The 15064-nt window shown below is 69.1% G+C and carries 15 protein-coding genes; 5 read left to right on the forward strand and 10 right to left on the reverse strand.

The window, feature by feature from the left end; genetic code table 11:
- The first annotated feature begins 38 nt into the window (after positions 1-38).
- Together AB0O71_RS13875 and AB0O71_RS13880 are read left to right on the forward strand one after the other, a co-directional pair.
- Positions 39-743, forward strand: coding sequence for a YkoF family thiamine/hydroxymethylpyrimidine-binding protein (locus AB0O71_RS13875; RefSeq protein ID WP_363746252.1), 705 nt, complete (start codon positions 39-41; stop codon positions 741-743).
- Between the two features lie 17 nt (positions 744-760).
- The gene (locus tag AB0O71_RS13880) at positions 761-2056 is read left to right on the forward strand and encodes an NtaA/DmoA family FMN-dependent monooxygenase (RefSeq protein ID WP_363746254.1); all 1296 of its coding nucleotides are present in this window, start codon (positions 761-763) and stop codon (positions 2054-2056) included.
- A gap of 34 nt (positions 2057-2090) precedes the next feature.
- Here AB0O71_RS13880 and AB0O71_RS13885 read toward each other — a convergent pair whose 3' ends face one another.
- The 7 genes from AB0O71_RS13885 to AB0O71_RS13915 form a co-directional block, all read right to left on the reverse strand.
- On the reverse strand, positions 2091-3044 hold the full coding sequence (locus AB0O71_RS13885) for a MurR/RpiR family transcriptional regulator (RefSeq protein ID WP_363746256.1): 954 nt from the start codon (positions 3042-3044) through the stop codon (positions 2091-2093).
- Entirely contained in the window at positions 3041-3886 is an 846-nt protein-coding gene (gene phnE, locus AB0O71_RS13890; protein ID WP_363746258.1) for a phosphonate ABC transporter, permease protein PhnE, read from the reverse strand. Before phnE (AB0O71_RS13890) ends, AB0O71_RS13885 begins: the two co-directional genes overlap by 4 nt.
- Positions 3883-4713 carry a phosphonate ABC transporter, permease protein PhnE gene (phnE, locus tag AB0O71_RS13895; protein ID WP_363746260.1) on the reverse strand — a complete coding sequence of 277 codons (831 nt, stop codon included), beginning with the start codon at positions 4711-4713 and terminating at the stop codon, positions 3883-3885. The genes phnE (AB0O71_RS13890) and phnE (AB0O71_RS13895) overlap by 4 nt, the downstream gene beginning before the upstream one ends.
- Entirely contained in the window at positions 4710-5546 is an 837-nt protein-coding gene (gene phnC / locus AB0O71_RS13900) for a phosphonate ABC transporter ATP-binding protein (protein ID WP_363746262.1), read from the reverse strand. Before phnC ends, phnE (AB0O71_RS13895) begins: the two co-directional genes overlap by 4 nt.
- A 14-nt stretch (positions 5547-5560) precedes the next feature.
- On the reverse strand, positions 5561-6574 hold the full coding sequence (phnD, locus tag AB0O71_RS13905) for a phosphate/phosphite/phosphonate ABC transporter substrate-binding protein (RefSeq protein ID WP_363746264.1): 1014 nt from the start codon (positions 6572-6574) through the stop codon (positions 5561-5563).
- A gap of 8 nt (positions 6575-6582) precedes the next feature.
- Positions 6583-7290, reverse strand: coding sequence for an HAD family hydrolase (locus tag AB0O71_RS13910; RefSeq protein WP_363746266.1), 708 nt, complete (start codon positions 7288-7290; stop codon positions 6583-6585).
- An 83-nt stretch (positions 7291-7373) separates the two neighbouring features.
- Positions 7374-8027 (reverse strand): amino acid deaminase, encoded by a 654-nt coding sequence (locus AB0O71_RS13915; protein WP_363746284.1) that lies wholly within the window; start codon positions 8025-8027, stop codon positions 7374-7376.
- On the opposite strand from AB0O71_RS13915, the gene AB0O71_RS13920 reads away from it, so the two are divergent.
- Positions 7924-8631: an SRPBCC domain-containing protein gene (locus AB0O71_RS13920; protein ID WP_363746280.1), complete on the forward strand. Its 708-nt coding sequence runs from the start codon at positions 7924-7926 to the stop codon at positions 8629-8631. The genes AB0O71_RS13915 and AB0O71_RS13920 overlap by 104 nt on opposite strands.
- A 17-nt stretch (positions 8632-8648) precedes the next feature.
- On the opposite strand, the gene AB0O71_RS13925 is transcribed toward AB0O71_RS13920, so the two are convergent.
- Positions 8649-9455, reverse strand: coding sequence for a glycerophosphodiester phosphodiesterase family protein (locus AB0O71_RS13925; protein WP_363746268.1), 807 nt, complete (start codon positions 9453-9455; stop codon positions 8649-8651).
- Positions 9456-9587: 132 nt separating this feature from the next.
- On the reverse strand, positions 9588-10883 hold the full coding sequence (locus tag AB0O71_RS13930; protein WP_363746282.1) for a cytochrome P450: 1296 nt from the start codon (positions 10881-10883) through the stop codon (positions 9588-9590).
- 408 nt (positions 10884-11291) lie between these two features.
- On the opposite strand from AB0O71_RS13930, the gene AB0O71_RS13935 reads away from it, so the two are divergent.
- Together AB0O71_RS13935 and AB0O71_RS13940 are read left to right on the forward strand one after the other, a co-directional pair.
- Entirely contained in the window at positions 11292-12101 is an 810-nt protein-coding gene (locus AB0O71_RS13935) for a M23 family metallopeptidase (RefSeq protein WP_363746270.1), read from the forward strand.
- A gap of 54 nt (positions 12102-12155) precedes the next feature.
- Positions 12156-13145, forward strand: coding sequence for a DUF4031 domain-containing protein (locus tag AB0O71_RS13940; protein WP_363746272.1), 990 nt, complete (start codon positions 12156-12158; stop codon positions 13143-13145).
- A gap of 177 nt (positions 13146-13322) precedes the next feature.
- Here AB0O71_RS13940 and AB0O71_RS13945 read toward each other — a convergent pair whose 3' ends face one another.
- Positions 13323-14921 carry a DUF222 domain-containing protein gene (locus AB0O71_RS13945; RefSeq protein ID WP_363746274.1) on the reverse strand — a complete coding sequence of 533 codons (1599 nt, stop codon included), beginning with the start codon at positions 14919-14921 and terminating at the stop codon, positions 13323-13325.
- Between the last annotated feature and the right edge of the window lie 143 nt (positions 14922-15064).

Raw genomic sequence — 15064 nt, forward strand, 5'->3', positions numbered from 1 at the left:
ACCGCACGGCGCGGGGCGGCGTCGCCTAGGGTGGTGGCGTGACTTCAGCGACGCATCAGACGCCCACCCCCGAGCAGTACGGCGTGGGAGCGCGCTTCACACTCTCGGTCTACGACTCCGACTACGTACGCATCATTCTGGAGGCACTCGGCTCGGCCGACGCCACCGATCTCACCATCGAGACGAACGACATCTCGACGTTCATCACGGGCAGCGAGCAGCGCGTGCTCGCCTACGTGCAGAGCGTCATCACTGCGGCCGCCCGAAGCGGCGCGCACCTGTCGGCGGCGATCCTGCTCTCCCGCGGATGCCCGGGCGAACTGCAGTGCGCGCTGCCGCCGGGCGTCCACGCACTAGCCGCCGCACCGATCGAGCTGCCTCGAAGCGGCGTGCGGGCGCGAGCGCACTGGTCGCTGTATCCGCTGCTCGACGCGGGTTCTGAATCACCGTCAGTCCATGCGGCCTCCACACCTCAGGCGGCTCCGGCCGACCACATGACGCCGATCTACGCGGCGATCGAGCAGGCGAAGGCGGAGGGGGTCTACTCGGGCTCCGACCACTACGCCACGCGCCTCGACGGCGACCTCTCCTCGGTGCTGCAGACCGCCGCGAACGCCTGGATCGGAGTGGGTGCCGCAGTGCAGCATGTCGTGACGCATCTCACGGTCTCGATCAACAGCCCGACGATTCCCGGCGCTTCTGACGGCGCTTCTGACGGCGCTGCAGCTGCGCCCCTCGCATGAGTCGCGCGGAGCGGGGCATGCATCTCGTCGGCATGGTGAATCCCCCCACGAGCCAGTACGCCGAGAACTGGCGCAACCCGCTCAGCCGCCCGGATTGGCTGAGCGGGCAATTCACGGCAGATCTCGGACGCACGTTGGAGCGCGGCTGCTTCGACATGATCTTCTTCGCCGACGCTCTCGCGGTGCCAGAGGACGGGGTGGGTGAGTACGCGACGACGCTCCGCACCGCCGGCAAAGGCGCGATCTACCTCGACCCGATCGCGAAGGCCTCGCTCGTCGCGGGCGCGACGTCGCGCATCGGCATCGGCGCGACCGTATCGACGAGCTTTCTGCCGGCCTACGCGATCGCGCGCCAGCTGCTCTCCGTCGACCACCTCTCGGGCGGCCGCGCCGCGTGGAACATCGTGACCTCTACCACCGATGCCGAGGCGCGCAATCTCGGCCATGCCGGCATCGCGGCGCCCGGCCAGCGCTACGACCACGCCGACGATGTGGTGCAGACCGTCGTCGACCTGTGGCACTCGTGGGAGCCCGATGCGCTCGTGCACGACCAGGCTGCGGGCGTCTTCGCCGACCCGTCGCGCGTGCATCGGGTCGCCGGAGCGCTCTCGCGCGGGCCGCTCACCCTGCCGCAGAGTCCGCAGGGCCACCCAGTGCTCATGCAGGCCGGCTCGTCGCCGCGCGGCCGCGCGTTCGCAGCGCGCTGGGCGGAGGTGGTGTTCGCCATCGGCGACTCCCCAGAGGCCATGCGCGAGCTGCGCAGCGAGATCCGAGACCGGGCCCGCGTCGACTACGGTCGCGATCCCGAGACGATTCGCGTGCTGCAGGGCGTGCAGCCGATCGTGGGGTGGACCGACGCCGAGGCCAACGCGAAGCTCGCCGCGCTGGTCGCGCAGATCGACCTGCCGAGTGCGCTCGCGAAGCTCGAGCGGCTGCTGCACGCCGAGGCCCTCGACCCCGCGGCTCCCGCGACCGAGGCGCTCACCGCGCATCGCGGCGCCACCGGCAGCGTCGGGTTCGAAGACATGCTGATGGCGGTGAGCGAGCGGCGCAGCTTGACGGTCGCCGAGCTCGCGATCGAGCAGGCCCTCAACCAGCTGCACCCGCAGCTGGTTGGGTCGCCCGCGACAATCGCCGACGAGCTGCAGCACCTCTTCGATAGCGAGGCCGCCGACGGGTTCATCATCATGCCGGCTCTCTACCATTCGTCGTTCGAAGACTTCGTGAACGGCGTGGTGCCCGAGCTGCAGCGCCGTGGCATCTTCCGCCACGCGTATGAGGGCGCGACCCTGCGGGAGCACCTGACCGGCTGAGCCCCGCGCGTGCCCCGTTGCCCCGGAATCCCCGCTACTCCTCCAACGCGTCCGCGAGCACGGTGAGCACCGCGGAGCGCGCTTCGCGCCCGCGATCGCCGCGAACCTCGACGAACGCGTCGACCAGGTGCTCGGTCACCAGCATCAACGCCGCGCGGGAGGTGTGGATCAGCTCGTCGTGAAAGCTGCCCCCGACGGGAGGCACCACGAGCACCACGTCGGCGAGCTTCTCCACCGCGGACCGCGCGAAGGAGGTGACAGCGATCACGCGTGCGCCGCTCCGACGGGCGGCCCCCATCGCCTCGAGGGTCGCGCGATTCGCGCCGGAACCTGAAAAGACGACGCACACCGATCCGGCTCCGAGCTGCCGCGCCGCGATCTGCTGGGCCATCGGGTCGGCGAACTGTTCGACCGAGCGACCGGCCGAATTGAGCCGCATCGCGAAGTCGAGGCCGAGCGGGCTCGAGAGGCCGTTGGCCACCACGAGCAGCCGTTCAGCGGTGTCGAGTGCGTGCACGAAGGCGTCGACCGCCTCCGGGGTGAGCACCGCCACGGTGTCGTCGAGTCGCGCGGCGAGCTGTGCGATCCTCGTGCGCAGCGTGCCGAGGATCGTGGCGTCGCCGGCGCCGCCCGAGCCGCTGCCCGGCGCCCTTCCCAGATCCCCCGCACGTTCGGCGCCGCCGATCGACCCGCCCCCCGCGCCCGCGGCCCCGGAGGCCACCGCCCCCTCGAGGGCGAGCTCCTGCACGAGGGCGACGCGCAGCTGCGGGTAGCCGTCGTAGCCGAGTGACTGCGCGGCACGGATGACGGTGGTGCGCCCCACCCCGACCCACTCGGCGAGCGCCTGCGCGGTGCACTCGACGGCGCGGTCGCGGTCGGCGGCGATGGCCTCGACCACGCGGCGCTCGGTGCGCTGCAGCGCGGGAGCGAGCGACGCGATGCGCACGCTCGGCCGGGCGTCAGGTGATCCCTGCCAGGTGGTGGTCATCTGCTTCCGTTCATGATGCGGCGGCGAATGGCCCCCGAGATCGCGTCCATGAGCATCGTCGCCGCGATGACGACGATCAGCAGCATGCCGACGGTGTCCCACTGCCGATAGTTGGTGTAGTTCGACAGCATACTTCCGATACCGCCGGCGCCCACGAGCCCGAGCACCGCCGAAGTACGGATATTGATCTCGAAGCGGTACAGCGCGAACGAGAGCAGTGCCGGGGCGACGGCGGGCCAGATCGCCCACCGGGTCACTTCCGCGGTGGTGCCGCCGGCAGCCCGCACGGCCTCGACCGCACCCTCCTGCGCTGACTCGACGGTCTCGTACACCCATTTGCCCTGCGTGCCGATCCCTGCGATCGCGAGTGCGAGCGCTCCCGTCAGCGGGGTGAGCCCGGTCACGGTGAGCAGCACGAGCGCAATGATCACCTCGGGCACGGCGCGCAGCACCGCGAAGATGCCGCGCAGCAGCGCCCGCAACCAGAGCGGCCCAACGCCGTTCGCGGCGAGCATGCCGAGCGGAATCGACACAGCGACGCACAGCATGGCGCCGATCCACGCCATCGAGATCGACCGCCACGTCTCGAACAGGGCGCGCGGCAGCTTGTCCCAGTTCGGGGCCTCGAACATGAGCCGCAGGTACTGGGCAACCTGGCCGGGCACGCCGGGCAGGTCGCCCCAATCGATCTGAAGCGTGCCGGCCGCGAGCAGCACGACGAGCGCGGCCGCGATCGACCATGCCGTCGCCGCGAGGCGCGAAGGCCGCGGCGGCAGGTCGCGCGAGCCAGGACGCAGCGCAGTGGGTGCGCCGGGCACGGGGGCGTTCACCATCACGGTCATACGAGCCTCCGGCGCAGCAGATTGGAGAGGACCTCGATGGCGATGACCACGACGAGGATCTCGAGGATGATGACGGAGACATCGGAGTAGGCGTAGAAGCCGCGGCGCTCGTCGAGCAGACGCCCGATGCCACCGGCGCCCACGATGCCGAGGATCGCCGAGATGCGCACGTTCAGCTCGAGCGCGTAGAGCCACTGATTCGCGAACAGCGGCCAGGCCTGCGGCAGTGCCGTCGCTCGGTTGATCTGGAACTGCGTGCCGCCTGCCGCACGACCGGCCTCCATGTAGCGGTGGTCGGTGGCATCGATCGCCTCGGATACCAGCTTCACCACGATGCCGATATTGAAGAGGAAGAGTGTGATGACACCGGGCAGCGCACCGACCCCGACCATCGCCACGAGCACGGTGGCGAACACCAGGTCGGGCACGGCGCGGTTCACATTGTTGAGCGTGCGCACGAGGCTCCGCGTGAGGCGGTTCGGGTTGGTCGGCGCCGCCGCCCACAGCGTGAGCGGAATCGAGCACAGCGCTGCCGCGACCGCGCCGACGAGCGCCATCTGAAGCGTCTCGAGCAGCGGCGCCATGGTGCGCGGCACGAAGGCGAAGTTCGGTTGCGCGAGCTGCACGAGCTTCGTCACGCCGTTGCGCCAGTGCTTCGCGATCGCCGCGAGGTCGAGCTCGATGCCGCCGATCGCGGGCAAACAGGTCGCGACGGTGAACGCCGCCACGGCGGCGGCGATCAGTACCGCGCGCGCCGTGTTGCTTGGTCTCGGCGGAACCTCGAGTTCGTGCCGGATCGCGGGGGCGTGCTGCGGTGTCGCGGTCACGCTCGTTCTCCGAGGCGATCGCGCGGCTGAATCGGGCGGCCGTAGATCTGCTCGAAGTCGGCATCGGTGGCGGCCGCGGCCGACCCGTCGTACACGACGCGGCCGTCGCGCAGCCCGATCATTCGACGCGTGTACTGACGCGCGAGATCCATGAGGTGGATGTTGACGAGCACAGTGAGGCCGCGCTCCGCGTTGATGCGTTCGAGGTCGGCCATCACCGCGTGCGCCGTGGGCGGATCGAGGCTCGCGACCGGCTCGTCGGCGAGCATCACGCTCGGCTCCTGCGAGAGCGCCCGCGCGATCGCGACGCGCTGCTTCTGGCCGCCGGAGAGCGCACCGGCGCGGTTCCACACTTTGTCGAGGATGCCGACGGAGTCGAGCGCGCGCAGAGCGATCTCGCGATCCTCGGCACTCGGAATGCCGAGCAGGGTGCGGTACGCCGGCGAGTGCGCGAAGCGGCCCACGAGGGTGTTGCGGTAGACGCTCGCGCGCTCGGCGAGGTTGAACGCCTGGAAGATCATTCCGATGTGCCCGCGCGCCTCCCGCAGTGCGCGACCGCGGAGATCAGAGATGCGGTGCGGACCGACGGTCGCGCTACCCTCGGTGACGCCGACGAGGCCGTTGATGGTTCGGATGAGTGTGGACTTGCCCGATCCCGAGAGCCCGACGATCGACACCATCTCACCCGGCTCGATGCTCAGCGAGACGTCTTGCAGCGCACGCGTGCCAGTGGGGTAGGTGACCGAGACACGGTCGAGGGCGATGCGCCACGAGGCGGCGTCCGGCGTCTGCCGTCCGCCCGCCTCGTGGCGCTCATCGAGTGAGTGTGACATGTACCTGGTTCTGACTAGTTGGAGAACTCGCCCAAGATCTCGCCGTAGCGCGCGATCTCGTCGTCAGCAGTCTCGGTGGTCCACCCCGAGAGTCCGACGAGGTCGAACATCACGGTCTTGGCGTCTTCTGAGGAGTCGGCGTAGTCGGCCATGAGCTCGGTGAGCTGCTCGACGAGATCGGCGGGCAGCGTCGGCGCGACGGCAACGCCGCCGTTCGGGATCATCTCGGTGTAGGCGAACGCCGTGACCTTCTCTGCCACGTCGGGGGCTTCGGCGGTCACGGTGGTGCGAGCGTCCCAATACCCGAAGCTCACCTCGGCGTCGCCGTTCGCGACCGCGAGCACGGCGTTGTTGTTGCCCTCGACCGGCACCTGCTCGATGTCGGTGTCGGTGTCGATGCCGGCATCGCGCATGGCGACCACCGGGTACTGGTAGCCGGCCGGCGAGGTAGCCGCCTGCAATGCGACCTTCGTCCCCTCGTCGATCTTCGCGAGCGCCTCGATTCCAGCGGGTCCGGCACCCATCGCATCCGCGCCGGCCTCTTCGATGCCGTTGCAGTACGACAGCTCGATGTCGCTGGCGGCGTACGTCGCCATGACCGGCTCGGCGTCGCAGTACTTGTCGGGATTGTTCGTGTACGCGACGGCGGCGTACGAGGTGGCCCCGAAGCGCACGTCGCGCAGCACCAGCTCGGCGTCGTACTGCTCGATCGCGTTGTACAGGGAACCGGCGTCAGTGATGACGACCTGCGCCTGGTCTGCTCCAAGCGCCTCGACGGTCGCGGCGTAGTCGCTCGCGACCACGCCCTCGACCTCGATGCCGAGCCCGTCGGAGAGATATGCGGTGAGGGGATCGAGTGCCTCGGCGAGGTCTTCACCCTCTACCGAAGGCACCAACGAGAGCGTGATGGAGTCGGGCCAGGCCTGCGCTTCGTCGGCGGGCGACGCCGCCGAGTCGGTGGCGCTGCAACCGGCGAGACCGAGCGCGGCGACGGTGAGAGCGCCTACTGCGAGAACGGATGAACGCATGAGTGGGGTTACCTTTCGATACCGGATCCCGCGCCGAGCGGCGCGGAGGTGCTGGATGCCGCGGACGCGGCCCAGGCGTGGAGATCGGGGACGAGATCGGCGAGCGATCGCCCGCGCATCGTCACCGAAGCGGTGGAGGTCTCGGCGGTAGCACCGACGAGAGCCGTGTCGGCGCCGAGAGCTGCAGCCGGCGCCAGGTCGAACTCGAAAATGTCGCCGATCGCGAGGACCGGGCCCTCGGCGATCAGCCGCTCGATGAGCCGCTCGAGGCCGACCGGCTTGCCGACGGTGTAGTGCAGTTCGTCGAAGCGAGCCCGCACCCCCCATGCGTCGAGGACTGCGGCAACACCGGTCTCTGGCGCGTTGGTGGCGAGCACGAGACGGGCGGATCGACCCAGCGTCTCGAGCGCCGCGTCGAGGCCGTCGATCGTGTCGACGAAGGCAAGTTCGCTGCCGAGCCGCGCGCGGCTGCGTTCGTAGGCCTCGGCGCGGGCGTCGATCGTGACGCCCGCCGCCTCGGCGAGGGACCCGACGATGTCGTATCCGTCTCGGTAGGTGCTCTCCCCGGCGTCGTAGCGCGCGAGCTCGCCGTCGACGCGGTCGATGAAGCCCGGCGCGACCGCGGCGCCATCTGCCACGCACGCCGCGTACGCGCGGACGGGCCCGTGGCCGATGGCCAGTGTGCCATCGAAGTCGAAGACGATGCTCGGTGCCATGCGCACTCCCTTGCAATTTGGACGATGCATCCAAAGCTAGAGTGCGAGATGGACGAAACGTCTATCGCGGGGTGAACACCAGGTTACGAGTCGGCGACCGCATTCCAACGAGGTGCGGGATGCGCCTGGAAATCGGCGATGAGTGCGGCCTGGTCACCGCCGAACGGGAATGCGGTGATGAGCAGGAGGGGCGACCGGTCGCGGGTGCCCGGCTCGGGTGCGATGCCGTAGATGAGCGCGGGGGCTTCTGCATCCGCGGCCGGCACGAGCACAACCCGACTCCGGCGCTCGTCGAGCAGGGCCTCGCCGATACGGGAGCGTTCGGGCGGGCGCAGCAGCAGCGGGAGCGCGGCCTCGGTGATGCGCTGCAGCGGCGTCGATCCAGGATCGCCGGATGTTGATCCGCGCATGAGGTGGAACGCAGTTCCGCGTTGGCCCAGCGCCCGCGCCAGCTCCCCGTTCTGCCAGCGATCGCGTTTGAACCCGAACGGCGTCGGCACCTCCGAGAACCAGTACCCGTAGACGTGCAAGAGCCCGGCGTTGCCCACCGGGAAGGCCGCGTCGATGCCCGCAGCCGCGTGCAGAGCGTCGAAGATGTCCCGCTCGAAGGAGGGCACCGCGGTGTGCTCGTCGATGACCGTCGATGCACCCCAATCGGCGAGGCGCCCCGCTGCCGCGTCGTCACGCACGCATGCGAGCACGAATTCGAGGTCGGGGGCTGCATGCGCATCGGTCACCACACGACTATCGCACGCCGCGGAGGTCACGGCTGATTCTGCCGCGGTCGGCCTCAGTCAGCGGTTCGCGACGCGCGCGAGCAAACTCTGGTCGGCGTGCACCGATCCCGAACGTCTCGCCCGGTGGTTCGAACCCGTGGAGGGCGAACTCCGCGTAGGGGGCCGATACCGCCTCACCGAAAGCGGCACCGTCGGCACGATCGAAGCCTGCGACGAAGACCGCCGGCTGTCGGTGACGTGGGAGTACGACGATGACGTCTCGCATGTGACGGTGACCTTCGTCGAAGTCGAAGCGGGCTGGGCCGAGCTGACCGTGCGCCACACGAGCCCGATGACGGAACACTGGCGCGCATACGGCCCGTCGGCTGGAGGCATCGGCTGGGACGCCGCCCTGCTCGGCCTCGCCATGCACCTCGAGAATGAGCGAGGCGAGCTCGACGACGTGCAGCAAGCTTTGGACACGGAGAACGGGCTCGCATTCACCCGTCGACTCGCCGAGGCGTGGTCGGCCGCCCATCAGCAGGCTGGCGCGTCACCCGGCGACGCCGATGCCGCCGCGCAGCGCGCTCTCGATTTCGACGCGGAGATGCGCACGGGCGAATGAGCGGTGCGTCGCCTGCGTCAGCTCTGATCCGCCCGCAGCGCCTCCACCGCGAGGTCTGTGCGGTCCGTGACCACGCCGTCGACGCCCATCGCCACCAGTTCGCGCATGCGCTGGCCGTCGTTGACCGTCCAGACGTGCACCTCGACCCCGCTCGCGTGGGCCGTCGCGATGAGCCGCGGGGTGAGCACGCGAAGTCGCCCCTGGCGCTCCGGAATCTGCAGCGCATCGAGCCCGGTGAGCGCTCGCTCCGCCGCACGCCGAGATCCGCTGGCGACGGCGAGCAGCACGCGTGTCAGCGTCCGCTTCCCCGGCGACGTCGCGGGCAGGATCGCGCGGCGCTCCCCCACCGCGGCCTCGAGCGCGGCGCGACGATACGCGTCCGAGAAGCTCGTCACGAGCACCCGCGCGCCGTGCGGTGCCACGATCCGGCCCAAGGGTTCTGCGACGGCCCGCGCTTTCACATCGATGTTCCAGCGCGCGTGAGGATACTCCGCGAGCGCATCTGCAAGGGTCAGCAGCCCGCCGCGGTCGGCGAAGACGCCGTCGAGCTCGGCGCGATCCACCGCGGCGATCTCACGCGGGTCATTCGCAATGCGGGTGAGATCAGCATCGTGCGCCAGAACGACCACGCCGTCGCGCGTCAGGTGGCAGTCGGTCTCGAGGTACCCGGCTCCTGCGGCGAGCGCCGCGGTGAAGGCGGCACGCGTGTTCTCGACGACGCCGTCTGCGGCGAGATCGGCCGGCACGAACCCGCGGTGCGCGATGATGCGTGGCTGCTGGGTGTCGGCGAGGTAGGGGTGCTGCGAGCGCGAGTCCGTCGGCATGCGATCACCGTATCGCGAGCGGGGTAGCAGTGCGTCCAGGTTTCTGTGCGTTGCCCAGAACGAGAGTTTCGACCGTGCAGCACACTTCTCGCTCGCGAGGAACCCTCGCGTTCAGCCCTGACTAGCGAGCACTCAGTGGAACGGGCATTTCGGGGCCGCGGGGTTCGCAACACCCGGGGATCCCGCCACGCCCGCGGCCGCCGCGCGCACCTTGCCTCCCGAAACCGGCTTCGTCGGCAGGCGGCGCCGGTTCACGTCGAGCCCCTCGTCGAGGATGCGCACGCGCGGGTCGCTGAGTGTCGCTACTGCTGCGGCGAGGCCCGCGATCGCGAGCTTCTCTCCTGGGCAGCGGTGGCCCGTTGCGACGTCTGCGCCACCGTGCGGGATGAACGTGTCGATCGCCTCGTAGTCGTCGACGCCCAGGAACCGGGCGGGGTCGAACTCGCCCGCCCGCTCCCAGGAACGATCGTCGGTGTTCGTGCCGAGGATGTCGAGCACCACACGGCCGCCCTTCGGCACGGTCTCGCCTTCGACCTCGATGTCGGTCGTCGCCCAGCCAGGGAGCACGGGCACGAACGGTGCGGTGCGACGCACCTCTTGCGCGAACGCCACCGCTATCGGATCGTCGACGAGCGCGCCGCCGCGCTCCTCCACCGACGCGGCGATGCGGTCGCGCCATTCAGGGCGGTCGTGCAGCTCCTTCGCGGCGAACGCGACGAAGCGCGCGACGGCAACCATCGGCCGAATGGAATTCTGCAGCTCGATGCCGGCGAGATGTGCAGGGAGCAGCAGGTCGCTCTGATCCCGGTGCCACGCCCAAGCACGCAGCGCTGATCCTTCGGGCGCATCGAGTGCACCCGCCCGCACCGCCTCGATGAGCTTGCGGGCGTGGCGGTCTGACCAGGCCCGGTTCGCGGCCGCGAGCGGAAAGCTCGGCGAGTAGGGCGCGCCGAAGCCGTCCACGATCTGCGCCATGCGCCCGGACCAGCGGGTGAGCGCGTCATCGGTTCCCGGCAGACCCGCCCAGTGCATGATGGCGCGGCCGAGCGCACCGGCACCCGCGTCGTAGGCCGAGCGGTCGCCGCCCGCGATCCACTCATCGAGCTCGACGCGCCACTCGCGTTCGAGCAGCGGTTTCAGCGCCTCGACCGCGGCGTCCTCGTAGGCGACGTCGACGAACGTGGACTTGCGGTGTCGATGCTCGGTGCCGTCGAGGCTGTGCACGGATCCATGCCCGAACAGCGTCTCCTGCACAAAGGCGGGCATTGCACCGTGTCGCGCGATCCGGTCATTGTCGTAGAAGGTAGCGACTCCCTCGACTCCACGCACGAGCAGCGCCGGGCGTCCGAGCAGACGCATCGGTACCGCGCGGGCTCCGGCATGAGCACGTTCCCAGATCGCCGCGCCGAACCCATAACCGCGGGTCATGAGCTTCGGGGCGTCGTCTTTGATGAGCTTCGCGATCCCAGCGCGTGATCTCCGCGCCGAGTGTGACAAAGCGTTGGTGAGTTCTGACGGTGAAGAGGCCATGGACCCCATGGTGGCAGCGGCGAATCGGAGCGACCAGGGGGCGGCGAACACGGCCGCGCTCTGGTACGCGCGGCGCTGATCGGCCGTCGAACGCGGTCCGTCGCGTGACCTGCCGGTCACACTCGTCTCTGGCATTGCTTCCACTCCCACCCTTGCGTAGCGTTGGCATATGAGTTGCGATACCTGTGCGGCGGGCGTTCGATCTGCAGCGAAGCGCCAACGCAATGGCGATGCGTCGCTGTGAGACCACTCGTCCTCTCTCTGTATCGCTTGCGCGGTGTGCTCATTTTCGTGGGTCTGGCCGGTATGGCCGCATCCGTTCTGTTGGGGGTGCTGCTGGAGCACTCAGCCGGCGCTACGGGCGCAGTTCTGCGGGGTGCAGGGCTGCCACTGATGCTGTTCGGGTACCTGCTCGTCGCGTTCGGCCCTCGGCTCATTCCGCAGCGCGAGGCGATGCCCGTCGTCGCCCCCGTGACCGGGCGGTGGCTCGGGATGAACAGCCCCGCAACAAAGGTGCCGAGTCACGGCGTGCGCATGTACGGCCAGGCGCACGCGATCGACCTCGTAGCCGAACCCGCGAACCCTGCTGCCGGCGTTCGACCCGCGTTCGGAGACGGTCCGGCAATGCGCGCGAACGCGGACTACCCCGCATTCGGCAAGCCTGTGCGCGCCATGATGTCGGGAACCGTCGTGCGTGCTTCGGGCTGGCGTCGTGATCACCGCGCACGCTCGACCACGACCGCGGTGATCTACATGATGTTCGAAGGGGCGGTCCGAGAAGTCGGCGGCGCCGGCTTCATCATCGGCAATCACGTCACCATTCGCGGGGCGCACGGCACCTACGCGCTGGTCGCGCACCTGCAGCGCGGATCGCTCATGGTGAGCGTCGGCGACACCGTGCAAGCCGGAGACGTGATCGCGCGCTGCGGCAACTCGGGCAATAGCAGCGAACCGCATGTGCACGCGCAGCTCATGGATCGCGCTTCTCCGCTGCGCGCCATCGGTGTTCCAATGGCGTTCTCGGGTATCGCGCTCGACGACGACCCGCGCCCGACCGACGGCTTGCCTGCGAACGACCAGCACATGACGGTGCCGGATCGCGCTGCGGTCCACTGACCTTCTCCACTGCAGGCGACTCACCCCGGGCTCATCGAGCAGTACGCTGAACGAATGGCGATCCTCATCGACCCGCCGGCCTGGCCAGCGCACGGCACTCTGTGGAGTCATCTCGTCTCGGACACGAGTACCGACGAACTGCACGCGTTCGCGCGGCTGCTCGGGTTTCCGCGTCGCAGCTTCGATCTCGACCACTACGACGTCTCGGCCGCGAACTATGACCGCGCCGTCGCCCTCGGCGCGCTGCCGGTGTCGGGCCGCGAGGTCGTGCATCGCCTGCGCGACGCAGGCCTGCGAGTGCGCCAGGTGGATCGCATCGCGGTCACTCCCCTGCGCCGACGGCAGTACCTCGTCGAGCAATGGGAGTCGCTGGGCACGCAAATCGGGACCGGCGGCGCGGTTTCGGCTCGTGCGTGGCAGGCCCTCGGAGGCGAGCTGATCGCACGCTGGAACGAGCCGCATCGCAGCTACCACGACGAGCGGCACCTCGAAGACGTACTGCTCGCCCTCGATCATCTCGAGACCCGGGGTGAGCGCATCTCGCCAGTGACGCTGCTCGCGGCCTGGTTCCACGATGCGGTGTATCTGGGAGCCGCGGGCGACGACGAACGGGCTTCCGCGGCATTGGCCGTGGCTGCGCTCACACAGCTGGGTCTCGACGCTTCCCTCGTTGAGGGGGTGCGCGCCAGCATCATTGCGACGCTTCCCGGGCAGTCTGCTCCGTCGCCCGGTGAGGCTGCGCCGGTGCAGCCCGATCGTGCTCTGGCGCATCTGCTCGACGCTGATCTCTGGATCTTCGCTGCGCACCCGTCTCGCTACGCGGAGTATGCGGCTTCCGTGCGGTCGGAGTATGCGCGCGTGCCTGACGCGGACTTCGCTGTGGAGCGCGCGCGTATTCTCGAGTCCTATCTCGACCGCCAGACGGTGTACTTCACGGGTGCCGCGCGTCACCTCTGGGAGTCGCGTGCGCGCGCGAACGTCTCAGAGGAGATCGCACGGCTCCGGAGTCAGAACCGCTTCGGGGCTCGAACCCGTGCGGGATGAGCACCGATGCCCGGCGAGATCGGGTGCCGGGCCGGCAAGATCGGGAGCCGGGACGGCGAGATCGGGTGCCGGGCCGGCAAGATCGGGTGCCGGGCCGACGAGACCGGGGCCCGGTGGCATCGGGGCCCGGGCCGGCGAGATCGGGGCCCGGTGGCATCGGGTGCCCCGCGAGCGGAGCTAGAACGGGTGTTGCAGGTCGTCCACCTCCGTGCACGTTCGATTCGCATCTCGACCAGCTCCGATCGTCGGCGTATTCACTGAACCTCCTCCGCCCCGGTCCCTTCCGAGTGCCAGAACAGTTCGAACTTCTGGCGCCGATTTCGCAAATCGGACCCTGCTGGGCGGTCGGTCGACATGGTTTCGGCCACTGGGACTGGTCCACAGGAGTTCGCCGTCGATTCGCTGGCGCACACGCCAGTGCGAATTGTGCTTGAGCACATGGTGACCTCGGCAGAGGTGGGCGAGGTTCGCCGTCGAAGTGGGTCCGCCGAGTGCGGCATCAACCGTATGATCGAGATCGCAGCGAGAGACCGGGATGCGGCACCCGGGGAAGCGGCAGTGCTGATCGCGGGCGGCGAGTCGACGTCGCATCTCTTCGCTCGGACGATACCGGTCGACCGCGATGACGGCTCCCGAGTCAGGCGAGACGGTGACACGTTCCCATACGTGCGTTGCTGCAGCGATAGCACGCGCGGCGACGAGTGCGATCGGACCGGCCCCGACAAGCTCAGCAACAGCAGGAAGGCTGAGAGCATCGGCGGGCTCCTCTGTACCGGTGGGCACCTCCGTCCCGGACAGAGCCTCTGTACCGGTGGGCACCTCCGTCCCGGCCAGAGCCTCCGTTCTGGCGAGCGCCTTCCCGTTCGCAACCGGCGGAGATTCGACCGTCTTCGTCGCGGAGCAGGAGTTCTGACGCACCGCATCCATAGCCTCGACGGGCACGATGACCTGGACACGAGCTCGCATCGCTTCGGGGGCTGTGCACGAGGCGAGCTCCGTTGCATCAGATGCAAGAAGCAACTCCGAGAACACGTCGGCTCGAATCTCGTCACGCGTGCGGTGCTCAGGCTGAACCGAATCGGGCGCTTCTGCAACCCGCAGGTCACCTCCCCCGCACGCAGCTGCTTGCTCGTCACGGATGCGCAACTCAGCTCGTTCGACTTCGCGGGCGATCCGCGTCAACCGGTCGTGAATCGCGTACGCCTCGACCGTGGGCAGGTAAGCATGCAGATCGGACATTCCGTCTTCACGATCCTTCACGATCACGTGGCGTCGGCGCACCTCTTCGAGGTGCCGTTCGTCCAGGCTTTCGACGGCGAACTGCTCGGCGATCCTTCGCGCGATCGGCCGCAGTCGATTCACCGATTCTCTGCGTGCGTGCAGAAGCACTTCCGACTCGTACGCCGCACGCCGAGCTGTGACGTCGGGCGCCGAACCGGTACCGATGCGCCGGCCAGCATCAACGATGACTCGCGCGTGCGCCGCCGAGATCTCTCCCCCGGCAAGCGTTTCGTGCGTCGCTGCATAGTCACGGCGCAGGGACCATGCAGCGTCCATCTGCGTCTCGGCCACACGCTCGCTCGTGCCGAGAGTCGTCGCGAGTTCCGCCCGCAACGACCGATACGACAGGTCGTTCTCCGCTGCGCGGGGCCCACCCGTCGCCATCTCGACCGCGGCGCACATGAGATCAAGGCAAACCGCGTCGAGTGCGCGCTGCCGATACTCCATCTGCTCGATCAGCGACACGACCTGCCCGAGCGTGAGACTTTCAGGCACCAGAGCATCCGTCTGGCCCGCGAGGCCGGCGGCAGTGGTCGTGGTGGTTGGCGAGTAGTCGTTTAAGGTACTCCTCGTCCACCTAGTTGGTACTCGGTTCCGGGAAGAGGGTACTGGCCCGCAGCATTACCCGCCTTGGGCCA

This window comes from Leucobacter sp. NPDC077196 (assembly GCF_040687075.1).
Classification (GTDB): domain Bacteria; phylum Actinomycetota; class Actinomycetes; order Actinomycetales; family Microbacteriaceae; genus Leucobacter.